A 13,617-nucleotide genomic window follows, 5' to 3' on the forward strand; every position below is an offset into this window, starting at 1 on the left:
CTCTTGTTTGATTTTGCGAACAAAATCGTTTTACTCACTCGTTGTTCAGTTTTCAAAGATCAATCATCCCCGGCCATATCAACACCGGGAATAATAATATATCATACTTCGGCGATTCATGCTACTGGTAAATAATACCTCATAGGTAATCCTTTGAATTTTGGAAGTCCATCTAACTATTACATCACAGCCTATCTTACGGCCGGATACATAATATATCATTTAAGTTTGCTGATTACTACATATAAATTACACCAATTAATAACCAAGTTATCAAAATCAGTTCTATTACTGTACTGCTCATACTTTCAAATTTGTTTTTCTTCATTAAAGGTACCGTGAATCTTTGACCAGATCTACTGCATCCGATAAATGCTTTTCATGAATAGCGGTTAGATATCTTGCGACGACTTTTTGGGCATCTTGCTCTTGTACTAACAATTTAGGGTAAACGTAACCTAATTGAAACCGCCCATCCAATAACCGGATGGGCGGTTTTTACATACTACTTTCCTGCTCCTTTATCACCTGCTCAACCCCCAACAGAATCAACTTCAATCCGAACTCAAACGCTCCGTCGGTCCCCATCAGCTCGAACAGCCCGTTCGTGAACATCCTCCGGAATAGTCCCACTTCTGTCTCGCTCATGGAATTCAGAAGGTGAACCATCTCCTCACCCGGAAGTGCTCCCTGGTCCTTGAGGATAGCGGTGACATTACGCTCATGCTGATAATCGTCTAGGACGAAGTAGGAGACATAGTTCACAAGCGTAGTAACCACTTGCATTTTCTGCTCTTGCTCAAGCGGTGTCGACTCCACGCAGAGCAACATACGGTTGGTGAACCGGATGATGTCCGGTTCGTGGGGCAGCGTCATCATCATGAGCTGCGTGGAGCAGGGGTACCGGTAGAGCACACTCCGCATCGTTACCGCAAGCCCCGTCAGCTGCTCCTTCCAATCCCCCTCGGAATGAAACTCCTCCAGAATCATTTTCGATACCTGGTTGGCCAAGCGCTGATAGAGATTCTGCTTGCTCTTGAAGTACCAGTACAAAGAGGGAGCCTGAATCCCCAGCCGATCGGCCAATCGTCTCATACTGAATTTCTCGATACCCTCCTCTCCAAGAAGCTCCCACGAGGTTTCCAAAATCTTATCCTCCGAAATTTGAGGCTGCTTTTTTTTCATCGGTATCCACCCTTTTATCTAACAGTGTAAGTTTATGCTTTACAGGTTCATAGGTTCATGATATCATCTAACACTGTAAGGCACAACCTAACAGTGTTAGACTGAAGGACAAAATAAATAAAGAAAGTAGTGACCCACATGGATGCAGAAAACCTCCATTACTTTGAAAAAGCACCGGTCGCAAAAGCCGTAGCTCACTTCGCTGTACCGATGATGCTAGGCACGTCAATGAATGTCATCTATTCCATCTTAAATGCCTATTTCCTTGGTACACTGGGCAATACTGCTATGTTAACCGCACTCGCACTAACCTTGCCGTTATTCGCGATCATTATGGCACTAGGCAACTTGATAGGCATGGGTAGTGGCACATTCATCTCCCGTTTGCTGGGAGAGAAAAAATATGACGATGTGAAGCATGTGTCTTCATTCGCCTTTTACAGCAGTTTAGTTCTCGGTCTTATCGTAATGGCGGTCGGTCTCCCGTTGATCGATCCAATCGTTCATGGCCTCGGGGCAACAACTGACTCCTTCGGATTCACGAAGGACTATGTCACGATTATGCTTATTGGTTCACCATTCGTCGTATTATTCTTTACGCTGGAGAATATCGTGCGCTCCGAGGGTGCAGCAATCACGTCGATGATCGGTATGATTCTCAGTGTTGTCGTGAATATTATTCTCGATGCGCTAGTCATCTTCGTCTTCCATTGGGGCGTGATCGGCGTTGCGTCTGCTACGGTCATCTCTAACTTGGTTGCGAGTGCATTCTACGCCTTCCATATGGGATATAAGAGCCAATTCTTAACTGTCTCCGTAAAATGGTTTAAGGCTACCACGGATATTCTGAGTAATGTATTCAAAATCGGAGTTCCCGTCTTTGTTATGAGTATCTTCTTGGGTGCAATGTCGCTCATCTTTAACCATTTTCTTGTCGATTATGGGGATCAGGCCGTAGCGGCTTACGGAATTTCATCACGCTTATTGCAATTTCCTGAGTTTGTTCTGATGGGCTTATGCGAGGGAGTCGTGCCGTTGATTGCCTTCTCTTTTACAGCGAATAAATTACGCATGAAGCATACCATTGGATTTACAATCAAAGCTATTGTGGCGTTAGCAATCGTGTTCGGTGTTATCGTCTATCTGATTTCCGACCACTTAATTGGTTTATTTACGAGTGACCCGCAATTAATTGAAATGGGTAGCTACATTCTACATGTGACGTTCTTATCCTTGTTCATTACAGGAATGACCTCGCTGTTTACGGGTATCTTTCAAGCAACAGCGCAAGGAACCGCCGCGTTTATTATGTCAGTTATTCAAGGAGTTACTCTGATTCCTGTGTTGTATATTGCTAATCGAATGAACGGATTCCACGGGGTAGTCTGGTCGCTTGTCATTTCGGATGCCGTCGCGTTCCTTGTTGGTGCCATCATGCTGTATGTTCTGCGGACCAAATTGCAGCCGGATTTGGATAATTTAGTACAGTAGAAAACATATAACACGCAAGAAGGCAGGATAAGGACACTCCCTGACCCTGTCTTCTCGGTGGGGTAGAACTGTATTAACCTAAACTGCCCGTTAGTTTAACCTTCATTTGTTGTGCCTTGTTCCGACTATTCTCTACGAGCTATACGAAACCCTTGATCGGGACCAAAGCCATTCGCATCGAACTTACCTCGGAAAGATATCTCGTTGTTGCTGACGTTGCCGGACATATCGTAAATTCCTAACTCGTTGGGTTTCCGGGTACCGATCGATTTTGTTTTATTATTGTTGCTCTCTATGATAGGCAGTTCCAGTCACCAGATAAGTATTTGTCTCCGGCATTTTTCCAATACCATGCGACCTCGTCGGCATTATTGCTTCCGCTGTATGTGTAGCCCTTGCTCGCCTGACCTCCGCCTGCAGCATATTCCCACTCCACTTCTGTAGGCAATCGGTAACCGTTAGCTCCCTCATTAATCGTTACTGTCCATTTTATATTATCGTTATCATTCTTATTATTCGGGTCTTTTTTATTCTTGTTTATGTTGTAATACGGTTTTCTACCGGCATATTGTCGCCTGCAAATACCGAGGAGTTACTTCCCATGACTTCAACCCACTCTTTTTGAGTACCTCGTATTTGCCGATATAAAAGTTCGATAGGGTCACGCTTATTCCAGAGTTGTTGGACTTGTTGTTCTGAAAGGTTCCACCTTCCACGTATACAAGGCCATCCTTTTTTTCAGGCTTATCTTGTTAACAAGCGCTGACACAACCATTGTTGCTATTAAAATAAGCATTAATAGCTTTCTCATGGATAGATCTCCTTTAAGCTGATAGGAAAAATAGTAGGCCGTGATGGCCTGCAACTCGCCTCCAGTAGCGTCGAAGGCCGTTCGCCTGGCAGGAAACGGCCTTCAACGCATCCGCACTGACGGATAGACTGGAGGGGAACGGTCATCGGCCTGTCTACAATACTTAGGGCTCGGTGAGTCCTCCATGATCGATTCATTTAAACCCTATCTATCAGACAGCTCTCAAAACCCGCTTATCCCGTGAGACAGTCCCAACCGCGCCTGTTCGTTGAACAGCTTGCAGTTGAGTGGTTACCATACCGTTACGTTAGAGCTCCCGCTACTCTGATACCCCTCTGTCGCCAACACCTGGTAAGACCAGTTACTTCCCAGATTCATTCCTTTGCTCGCCCATGCTTTCACGTGGTTGCTGAAAGTGATCGTGGAGTTGCCCCCGGTCGGTCTCTTCGACTGTCGAACACTCCAGTACTGAATAAACGTCGTTTTTTGGCCTTCAATGGAAGGTGCGTCGTATCGCATTGTTGTGTAGATGTCATATGTGCCCCCATCACTGGTCACCGTACCTTTATACGTTCCGGTAGGTCGATAAGTACCCCAGCTATCAACGACGTAATATTCGATGAGTGAGTTTCTCGTCCACCCGTAGAGAGCCAAATATCCATTACCGGACGGCGCCCAGACACCGGCATTGTAGTTAATCGTTCTGTTTGGCGATCCAGTAGTCCAGCCTTTGCCGACAACAAAATTCCCGGTATCCTTCCATGTTACGCTGTAATTACCGCCTGATCCATTAACAGCATTGACCGTCCCACCGCCATCGGTCCAATTTTGCCAATAGTCTGTCGCTGCACTTGAGGTTGTTGCAAATAACCCAAAACTCATGGAAGCTGCAAGAACTACCGTCATCATTTTCTTACTAAACTTAAACATACTTTCCCTCCTAAAATTTTTGTGTTTGTCCCATACACCTGCTTGTTAGTTGATTCTCTTTACAGCACATCTCTTATACGTGCCATATCCCGTTTTTTACTTTTACCTCCTTTCTGTGTAAATTATAAAATGATAGCGTTTGCATAAAAACCTAGCAAATTAAAGCTTTAACTCTATTATGTTTAGCTTTCTTTGAATTTTATAGAATAATTTCAGTATTACAGCGATGGGAAGCACCACCCGACAACGTAGTGGCGCCTCATGTACATTTTTAACTCAGCTTATATACTAAAAAAACTTTATGCAAATAACGCATAAATATCAATATGCATCTATCACATGCTGTAAAATGTGCTTGGGTGATTAGCAAACGCTTAAGGGAATTCCTGATTCACGTGGGGACAAACACTTAACTTTTCATAGGGAGGCATGATGAAAATGATTTTAGAGGATATGTATTATGGGAAATGGCGTCCTAGTGAACAGATAAATTCAACCGACCCTGAATCTCAAAAAGTGAATCAAAAAATTAGTGATCTCATGGAGATGTTGAAAAGCAAATTACCAGCAGTCGATTTTGAGTCAATTGAAGTCATGTTTGATTTATTAAGCGAGTCAACTTCCCTGCACTCCGCAGCAGCATTCATTCACGGGTATCGGACGGGGGCATTAACGATGATTGAAGTATTTAACGGGGACAAAGAAATTGCTGATCGTAATAGATAGATGATGGGTGAGTTATGGTAGTGAGTCCGTTACGCATGCAGATTGTTCTTCCGATCGCTGTTATCCCTAGATTTCTCCTCAGTAGAATATAAACTTAAAGGTAAAATCCGGGGATAACAAAACGAATGGAGGGGCTCCCTAGCCTCTGCCTGCGCCCAACGCATTCATCAAGAACTCGTAAATTTCCAGTTCGTTGATTTTATCGCCATCGGTCACTATATTATGCTGAACTTGCAGTCCGTTCTTGAACACGGTGAACATCCGAGCTGTCCTGTCCGCATCGATTGAAACAGGGATAGCTCCATTCTGCTGTCCGACTTCGATCCACGTTTTGGCAGTGAGGATAGATGCTTCATGATAACGTTTCAGAATGCCAGCCACGGCGGGCTTATCCTGTTGGCTGAGTAGATAAATAAAAATCAGGCTGGCAGCACTGTCCCCACTACCAATGTTACGAAGCCGTTCAGTTAAGGTGTTAAGCGGGGACTTGATTCCTTCTGGTCCTGCGGGAGTCCGGGCGACAGATTCAAAAAAACGCTGATTGGTTTTCTCCATTCCCGCCTCCAGAATCATACCGAACAATTCATCTTTGCTTTTGACATAATGGTAAATGGCTCCTTTAGTCAGTCCGCTGCGATCCGCGATATCCTGTAGCGTCGTCGCCCGGCATCCTTTCTCCATGATCATCCCTTCGGCAATCTCAAGCAGCTTTTTAAGACTATCGTTCATCGCTTTGTCTTGCATGATCTTTTACCTCCCGTTTGTCTGTCTTTTTATTCGTCTAATGAAGCTCATATTCCACCAAATCGTCAATCCAATAAGCCCATAGGTGAAGAACGGCGATACGACCAGAAAGGTCGATATCGACAGGGAATACACCAGCACTACTTTGATGAAGGCTTCCAACAGCAGGCTAAATCCCCACACCGCCGTTATCAGGCGAAAGTTAAACCGATAGCGCGGAAGTCCCTCCCATTTATCGTTCATCTGAGGATCATGGCCTGTAAATCTCTCGGCAAAATAATAAATCAATGGTCGGCCAAAAAACAGCGAGCCTAGAAACACCATTCCCATAATACCAGTTACATAAGACTCACGCAGCAAAATGAAGCGTTCATCGCCGCCCAAGAGAACGGCCACGACGCCAAGAATCAGGCCGAGAAAGATGAAACCGGAGAACGCATCCGCCTTGCGCGTCCGTATAAGGCTGTAGAGCGAGTCGCATAGCGGTACGAGGGCAGCGATGGACAGAGCGATCAGACTGCTTGTGTGCGGAATTAACAAACGGTAAGCCAGATAAGGCAGTAAAATATTGATGATTAACGTAAAGATGATTTCGTTGCGAGATTTATTCATGGTCGATTCATCCTCTCATCGTTCAAAACCTACCTTCGGTAGGTATCTTTTATTTTACATACCTTCGGTAGGTATGTAAAGATTAAAAAACAATAATACCTGACGTCATGACTTTTTATATAAGAATCATTAAGGTTTTTTACTCCTTGTTAAACCAGCTTTTTGAGAGCTTACATTCTCTCTATATTTCCTCATGTTGCTACAAGTTTCGCATACCCTACAACTACAAAAAGGGAGATGGCGGCTTGCCATCTCCCTTGCTTTTATTCTTCCCCCACACTTCCTGCTTAAAAACTTGTTGCGGCACAGGTAGTCGGTGAGCAGAGCAGGCAAAATTGTTCTGAAGAAGCGTGTGCGATCGAAAGAACAATCTGCACGCGCAGCGCCTCCCCGCACCACCAGTAATTATTTTTAATCCCCCACCCGATTCAAAAACACCTTCGTCCGCTCCAGCTGCGGATTGTTGAAAATCTGCTCTGGTGTACCGGATTCTGCAATTTCTCCATTATCCATAAAAATGACACGATCCGCCACATCTCTCGCAAAGTTCATCTCGTGGGTCACGATGACCATCGTCATATGTTCCTCAGCCAGCTTTTTGATAACTCGCAGCACCTCACCCGTCAGTTCGGGATCAAGGGCCGAGGTCGGTTCGTCAAACAGTAAAATATCAGGGTTCATCATCATTGCCCGGGCAATCGCCACACGCTGCTTCTGTCCTCCCGACAGTCGGGATGGATACGCATCTGCTTTATCTGCCAATCCGACTTTAGCCAGCAACTCAGCGCTTTGGCGACGCAGTTCAGCCTTGCTCACCTTTTTCACCAGCTTCGGAGCCAGCTCCAGATTATCCTGCACCGTCAAGTGAGGGAACAGATTAAAATGCTGGAACACCATGCCCATACCGGTGGTAATGCCCTTAATGTCACCTGCCGGAGCGTACTGACCGTTTTCCACCAGTGCTTTATCATGAATGCGGATCGTTCCGCCCGTCACATCTTCCAGGTGTACCAAACTACGGAGCATGGTACTTTTTCCTGAGCCTGAAGGACCGATGACGGCTACAACCTCGCCCGCTTTAACGTTAAAGCTCACTCTTTTCAGAACGTCGAGCTTGCCGAACGATTTTTTCAAATCGGTAACTTCTATTGCATTAGTATTCATATCCCGACATTCCTTTTACTCGAATTTAAAACGTTTTTCCAGCGCCCTGAAGAATAGCGTCAGCACCAAAGCTAACAACAAATAAATAACCGCCGCTACAACATAAGGTACAATCGAAAAATCACGGTTTACAGCCGTATTGGCAAAATGCAGCAGTTCCGGTACCGCTACTGCATACAGGAGTGCCGTATCTTTTACTAGTGTTGTCGCCTCATTGGTTACCGCAGGCAAAGCAATCCGTACCATTTGCGGCACAATGACTCTTATCAGCGTCTGCGACTTGCTCAAGCCCAGCACTTGCGAAGCCTCGTATTGCCCTTTATCAATCGACAACATCCCGCCTCTAAAAATTTCTGCAAAATAAGCCGCATAATTCAGTACAAATGCCAGTACCGCAGCCGTTGTCCGGTCCATTACCAGATACTCCCCAATAACAGGCAACATCGGCAGACCAAAACAAAAGAACAATAATTGCAGCAATAGCGGCGTGCCGCGTATAACATAAATGTACGTATGCATCAGCCAGGCGATTGGCTTAATCCGGCTTTTGGCCAGTAACGTAACGATAAAACCCAATGGAATAGACAAGATGAGCGTGATGAAAAATAAAATAACCGTCATCTGTGCCCCTTCAAGCATAGGCTTCATAATTCGTAAAATATATTCCATACTCATAACCTTCGACTCCTAAACCCTTAGTTCAATACACTGCGTATTAATTTAATACTTTATCTTCACCAAACCACTTTTTCGAAATTTCAGCAGCTTTTCCGTTCTTGTGCAACTCATCCAAAGCGGATTGCAACTGCGTCAACAGCTCTTCATTTCCTTTTTTCACACCGATGCCGTATTCCTCAGGGGCCAATGATTCATCAAGCAGCTTATACGTCCCTTGTTCCTTCGACATATAATACTTGGCAACGACTTCATCAATGACAACCGCATCCAGACGCCCGGTCTTCAAGTCCGTCAAAGCGAGAACATTATCTGGGTACTCGGACACAGGCTTCAACTGGCTTTTGATCGGATTCGCATCCAATGCATCGGCTGCTGAAGACAGCGTCTGGAGTCCCACCGTTTTGCCCGCCAGATCAGCCAGCTTGGAAAGACTGGAAGTAGCCGGTATGACAATTACCTGACTGTTTTTCAGATATGGCTTCGTAAACAGCACTTTTTCCTTACGCTCATCCGTAATGGTGTATCCATTCCAAATGAGATCAATACGTCCGCTGTTCAGCTCGGATTCTTTGGCAGACCAGTCAATCGGCTGAAATTCCACCTGTTTACCCATTTGTTCCCCGGCCGCTTTCGCATAATCAATATCAAAGCCGGTCAGCTCGTTATTTTCATCTCTAAAGCCCATCGGGGCGAATTTATCATCAATGCCAATAATCAATTTACTGTCGTCCTTACCGCCGGAACATCCGGCCAACACGATCATCATCAATCCAATTAACATCGTAAACATGGCTGCTTTTCTCATCTTATTCCCCTCCAAAAATGGTGACCCCCGTATCCAAGAACAGGCGGCAAACGCTTTAGTTCGTTAACACGTTATCAGAGTATCATCATAACACACCGCAGGATACTCGTCGAGAGGAATGAGCGGAATCTTAGCCTTATATAAATGGAAAACCTGTGACGAAAATTTGACCTGTGTTCTATAATGTAAAACCTTACCTTGACATGTCACCTAAATCGTCTTATTATTTCCTAGTATTCTTATATACTTTTACTTATATTAAATTTTTAGCAGCAATAGTATGTAAATCAGCTTGATAGACAGGAGAAATTAAGCCCCATGTACATTTTAAAGCGTCTTTTTACGATGTTCATTACACTGTGGATTATCGTCACTTTAACGTTTATCATCATGCACATCATTCCGGGTGACCCATTCTCGAACGATTCCAAAACCATTCCGGAAGCAGTATTGCAAAACATGCGTGCCAGGTACAATCTGGACAAGCCGCTCGCTGTGCAGTATGTGCTGTATCTCAAAAATCTGCTAGTGCTGGATATGGGCCCGTCTATTCAATCGAAAACGACGGACGTCAATATGCTCATCGCCCGAGGTTTTCCACCTTCTGCATTGCTCGGTATTCAATCCATCGTAGTCGCGATTATTGCCGGTATTTCGCTCGGAACACTAGCTGCTCTGCACCATAATCGACCACTGGATTATATCTCAATGTTTATCGCCATTGTTGGTATTTCCGTACCCAGCTTCATATTGGCACCGCTGTTAATCAAGTATGTTGCCGTCCAATGGCACCTGCTTCCGGTCGCCTCATGGGGAACCTGGCAGCATACGGTGCTCCCGTCGCTGGCTCTCGCTGTTTCACCTCTTGCCGTTATCGCCCGCTTTATGCGGACGAGTATGCTGGAAGTTATGCATGAGGAGTACATACGCACTGCCAAAGCAAAAGGGTTGTCCTCTTGGGCAGTAGTCATTCGTCACGGATTACGCAACGCGTTGATTCCGGTGCTGTCCTTTATCGGGCCGTTATTCGCTTCCGTTATTACAGGTACCTTTGTCGTTGAAAAAATATTCGCCATTCCCGGCATCGGTAAATACTTCGTAGACAGTATCTTTAACCGGGATTATCCAGTGATTATGGGGACGACCATTTTCTACAGTGCCATTCTGGTCGTTACTTTATTTTTAATTGATATATCCTATCGCCTTGTCGATCCACGAATCAAATTAGTCAGCAAAGGAGATTAACATGAAAGCAGCACCTACTGTCGAAAAGGACAGCCTGTTCAGTCTTGTAGATCGTAGCCATATCCCCACCCCCACGTTGACCAGACCCAAAGAATCACCCTGGCGGGATCGGCTACGCAGACTTTTTAACAACAAGCTTGCTCTGTTGGGGCTTTCCCTACTAATCATGATTATTGTGCTGGCGATTGTTGGACCTTCCATGGTTCCCTATGCACCCAGTGATCAATCCCTTTTGAAAACGAATCTCTCTCCTTCGAAAGAGCATTGGTTTGGTACGGATGATCTGGGGAGGGACGTATGGGCACGGACATGGGCCGGAGCTAGAATTTCACTCATGATCGGCTTTGCCGCTGCCGCCATTGATTTGGTACTTGGCATTCTCGTCGGCTGTGTTGCTGGCTATTGTGCTGGGCACGGCAAAACGGGCGACCGGATCGACAGCATCCTCATGCGTATTATTGAAATTTTGTATAGCATTCCTTATCTTCTGGTCATCATTCTGCTGCTGGTCATTATGAAGCCGGGACTGCTCACAATGATTATTGCATTATCCATTACTGGCTGGGTCGGTATGGCCCGTGTAGTACGTGGACAAATCTTACAGCTGAAGCAGCAGGAATATGTGTTAGCAGCCCGGAGCTTGGGGACATCTCATTCGCGTATTATCTTCAGACATTTGCTACCAAACGCAGCGGCAATCATTATCGTGAATTTGACGTTTACTATTCCGTCCGCTATTTTTGCCGAATCGTTCCTGAGCTTTCTTGGTCTGGGGATTCAGTCTCCTTCGGCCAGCTGGGGGACGATGGCTAACGATTCACTTGGCGTTATTTTAAGCGGTCAATGGTGGCGCCTATTCTTCCCAGGGCTGATGATATCGCTCACCATGCTGGCGTTCAATACACTTGGAGACGGGCTTCAGGATGCACTTGACCCGCGCTCACAACATTAACAACAGAGAGATCCAAATTGGACAAGGAGGGGTGTCACCATGATCCGCAGCTTCTCGCCTAACCACAGGAAAAACGGCAGTTCCTTTATCGAAGTGCGCACACGCGGCATACCTGCGGGAAAGGAGGATGAATAAATCCCGGTACGGTGTACCTTATTTTTGGCATAACTAATCACAGTAATGGAGGAAAACCACGATGAAAAAAATGCATTGGATGACGATCATCCTACTTTTGGCCGTAACGGCTTTGGCTGGATGCTCTGGTACTACGGACAAAACAGCAAGCAACGATCCGTCCGCTGCGCCTCAAGCGGATATCCCGCAAGAAATTACTGCCAATCTGGCAGGTGGAGAGCCTTATACGCTAGACCCTGCTTTCGCATCAGATACAACGTCCTACTTTGTAATTGATAACTTGTACGAAGGGCTGTATACATACGATAAGGCCGGTAAAATCGTAGAAGGCGCTGCCAGCAAAGTAAACGTATCTCCTGACGGCAAAACCTACACCTTTACTATCCGTGACGGTGCAAAATGGTCGAATGGTGACCCGCTGACAGCTAAGGATTTTGAATACTCCTGGAAACGGGTACTGAATCCGAAAACAGCTGCCTACGATCCTTCTGCCCTCTACTACATCAAAGGTGCCGAAGCGTACAACACAGGCAAAGGTAAAATTGAAGACGTGGGTGTTACAGCCAAAGATGATAAAACTCTGGTAGTTGAGCTGAAATCACCGCTGAGCTTCTTCCCAACGATCGCAGTGGGTCATGCCTATCTGCCAGTAAACCAATCGGTTGTTGAGAAAAATGACAAATGGGCAGCAGAAGCGGGCACAATGGTCGGCAACGGTGCGTATGTAGCCAAGGAATGGAAACATAACGAGCAGATTACGCTGGCGAAAAATGATCAATTCTGGAACAAAGATGCCATTACAATGGCAACGATTAATTTTAAAATGGTTCAAGACTCCACAACGTATTATCAAATGTATAAAACGGGCGATCTGGATCTGATTTTGAGCCTTCCCGTAGATACACTGGATCAGGAAAAGAGCAACAAGGAATTCCTGTCGCATCCATCTTTCAGTGTGTATACCTATTCTTTTAACGTAAAACAAAAGCCGTTTGACAATAAAAAAATCAGACAGGCCATCGCCTACGCGATTGACCGCGAAGCACTGGCTACCAGCGTAACCAAAGGGGGCGAAACTCCGGCTTACGGTTATGTTCCATACGGAACAACAACGCCATCCGGCAAGGACTTCCGTGATGAAGCGCCGAAAAAATACTATGAGTTTGACGCTGCGAAAGCGAAACAATTGCTGGCCGAAGGTCTGAAAGAAGAAGGTTTGACACAGCTGCCACCGATCACCTTTAAATACAACACTTCGGACAAGCATAAAAAAGTAGCTGAAGCGATTCAGGAAATGCTGAAAACGAACCTGGGCGTTGCAGTGACACTGGAGAATCAGGAATGGAAAACGTACATTGATACCTTTAAACAGAAGAACTTCCAGATCGCCCGTATGGGCTGGGAAGGAAACTTCCTGGATCCACTCGGCGTATTGGGGCATTATACTTCCAAAAATTCGAACAACTTTACCAACTGGAGCAACCCGGAGTATGACAAACTGATCGAATCCTCAACCTTTGAGCTTGATCCGGCAAAACGCTTTGAACAGCTCCATCAGGCAGAAGACGTATTGATGGAAGATCTGCCGATTATTCCGATCCAGTTCTCTGCGGACACTGCATTAATCAGCCCTAAGATTCAAGGTATCGTATTTGATGCTCGTTCGAACCCAGACCTGCGCTTTGCGAAACGGGTCGAAAAATAATGATTTTACGTTTCGGGCTCACTGCACTGATTGTCGGTACTTTAGGATTTCTGTACGCCATCCCCCATCTCTTGTATGGTCGTGAAAACCTGGCTACTGCAAATCTGCTATTCCTGTTGGGGTTGCTGGGCTTGGTGATCGGTGCAATCTTCCACGTTCTGCAAAGCGGTTTTCTAACCCTCTTCCTGCGGGGATTTGCCGACATCAGACAGTTGTTCATTCGTCAATCCAAGGCATTACGGGAGGAAAATGAACGTTTGCGTTCCGATGAATCTCTGTCATCATGGAAAACATCCATGTTCCGCCACCTCAAGGTATATACTTCGGGGTGCGGGGCGGGGCTTATCCTTTGCTCGATGATATTAATGGGGATAAGTTAGGGTGGTATGAGAAGCTTTCTTGCGGTTGATGGGCGCTGCGCGTGCAGATTGTTC

Annotated in this window: 13 protein-coding genes and 1 pseudogene; 6 read left to right on the top strand and 8 right to left on the bottom strand. The window is 45.7% G+C overall.

The window, feature by feature from the left end:
• Positions 1–498: 498 nt before the first annotated feature.
• Complete coding sequence (locus C1T21_RS21960; protein WP_103049736.1) at positions 499–1,185, bottom strand: TetR/AcrR family transcriptional regulator; 687 nt, start codon at positions 1,183–1,185, stop codon at positions 499–501.
• Positions 1,186–1,323: 138 nt separating this feature from the next.
• Here C1T21_RS21960 and C1T21_RS21965 point away from each other — a divergent pair, with 138 nt between their 5' ends.
• Entirely contained in the window at positions 1,324–2,676 is a 1,353-nt protein-coding gene (locus C1T21_RS21965) for an MATE family efflux transporter (RefSeq protein ID WP_103049737.1), read from the top strand.
• Between the two features lie 125 nt (positions 2,677–2,801).
• On the opposite strand, the pseudogene C1T21_RS21970 reads toward C1T21_RS21965, so the two are convergent.
• Together C1T21_RS21970 and C1T21_RS21975 are read right to left on the bottom strand one after the other, a co-directional pair.
• Positions 2,802–3,487, bottom strand: a pseudogene (locus C1T21_RS21970) (formylglycine-generating enzyme family protein).
• A gap of 291 nt (positions 3,488–3,778) precedes the next feature.
• The gene (locus C1T21_RS21975) at positions 3,779–4,417 is read right to left on the bottom strand and encodes a glycoside hydrolase family 11 protein (RefSeq protein ID WP_025720875.1); all 639 of its coding nucleotides are present in this window, start codon (positions 4,415–4,417) and stop codon (positions 3,779–3,781) included.
• Between the two features lie 438 nt (positions 4,418–4,855).
• On the opposite strand from C1T21_RS21975, the gene C1T21_RS21980 reads away from it, so the two are divergent.
• Entirely contained in the window at positions 4,856–5,143 is a 288-nt protein-coding gene (locus C1T21_RS21980) for a DUF6809 family protein (RefSeq protein ID WP_103049738.1), read from the top strand.
• Between the two features lie 138 nt (positions 5,144–5,281).
• On the opposite strand, the gene C1T21_RS21985 is transcribed toward C1T21_RS21980, so the two are convergent.
• The 5 genes from C1T21_RS21985 to C1T21_RS22005 form a co-directional block, all read right to left on the bottom strand.
• Positions 5,282–5,887 (bottom strand): TetR/AcrR family transcriptional regulator, encoded by a 606-nt coding sequence (locus tag C1T21_RS21985; RefSeq protein WP_103049739.1) that lies wholly within the window; start codon positions 5,885–5,887, stop codon positions 5,282–5,284.
• A 6-nt stretch (positions 5,888–5,893) separates the two neighbouring features.
• Positions 5,894–6,499 (bottom strand): VC0807 family protein, encoded by a 606-nt coding sequence (locus C1T21_RS21990; RefSeq protein ID WP_061831743.1) that lies wholly within the window; start codon positions 6,497–6,499, stop codon positions 5,894–5,896.
• A 411-nt stretch (positions 6,500–6,910) separates the two neighbouring features.
• Positions 6,911–7,663 (bottom strand): amino acid ABC transporter ATP-binding protein, encoded by a 753-nt coding sequence (locus C1T21_RS21995; protein ID WP_028542079.1) that lies wholly within the window; start codon positions 7,661–7,663, stop codon positions 6,911–6,913.
• Positions 7,664–7,678: 15 nt separating this feature from the next.
• The gene (locus tag C1T21_RS22000; protein WP_013308988.1) at positions 7,679–8,338 is read right to left on the bottom strand and encodes an amino acid ABC transporter permease; all 660 of its coding nucleotides are present in this window, start codon (positions 8,336–8,338) and stop codon (positions 7,679–7,681) included.
• Between the two features lie 40 nt (positions 8,339–8,378).
• Positions 8,379–9,146 (bottom strand): amino acid ABC transporter substrate-binding protein, encoded by a 768-nt coding sequence (locus C1T21_RS22005; RefSeq protein ID WP_103049740.1) that lies wholly within the window; start codon positions 9,144–9,146, stop codon positions 8,379–8,381.
• Between the two features lie 318 nt (positions 9,147–9,464).
• On the opposite strand from C1T21_RS22005, the gene C1T21_RS22010 reads away from it, so the two are divergent.
• The 4 genes from C1T21_RS22010 to C1T21_RS22025 all read left to right on the top strand — a co-directional run bounded on the left by C1T21_RS22010 (position 9,465) and on the right by C1T21_RS22025 (position 13,563).
• Positions 9,465–10,391, top strand: a complete 927-nt coding sequence (locus C1T21_RS22010) for an ABC transporter permease (protein WP_103049741.1) — start codon at positions 9,465–9,467, stop codon at positions 10,389–10,391.
• Between the two features lies 1 nt (position 10,392).
• Positions 10,393–11,343 (top strand): ABC transporter permease, encoded by a 951-nt coding sequence (locus tag C1T21_RS22015; RefSeq protein WP_103049742.1) that lies wholly within the window; start codon positions 10,393–10,395, stop codon positions 11,341–11,343.
• 196 nt (positions 11,344–11,539) lie between these two features.
• Positions 11,540–13,183, top strand: a complete 1,644-nt coding sequence (locus C1T21_RS22020) for a peptide ABC transporter substrate-binding protein (RefSeq protein ID WP_103049743.1) — start codon at positions 11,540–11,542, stop codon at positions 13,181–13,183.
• Positions 13,183–13,563: a DUF3899 domain-containing protein gene (locus C1T21_RS22025; RefSeq protein ID WP_103049744.1), complete on the top strand. Its 381-nt coding sequence runs from the start codon at positions 13,183–13,185 to the stop codon at positions 13,561–13,563. Before C1T21_RS22020 ends, C1T21_RS22025 begins: the two co-directional genes overlap by 1 nt.
• Positions 13,564–13,617: the final 54 nt, after the last annotated feature.

This window comes from Paenibacillus sp. F4, from assembly GCF_002894905.1.
Classification (GTDB): domain Bacteria; phylum Bacillota; class Bacilli; order Paenibacillales; family Paenibacillaceae; genus Paenibacillus; species Paenibacillus polymyxa_B.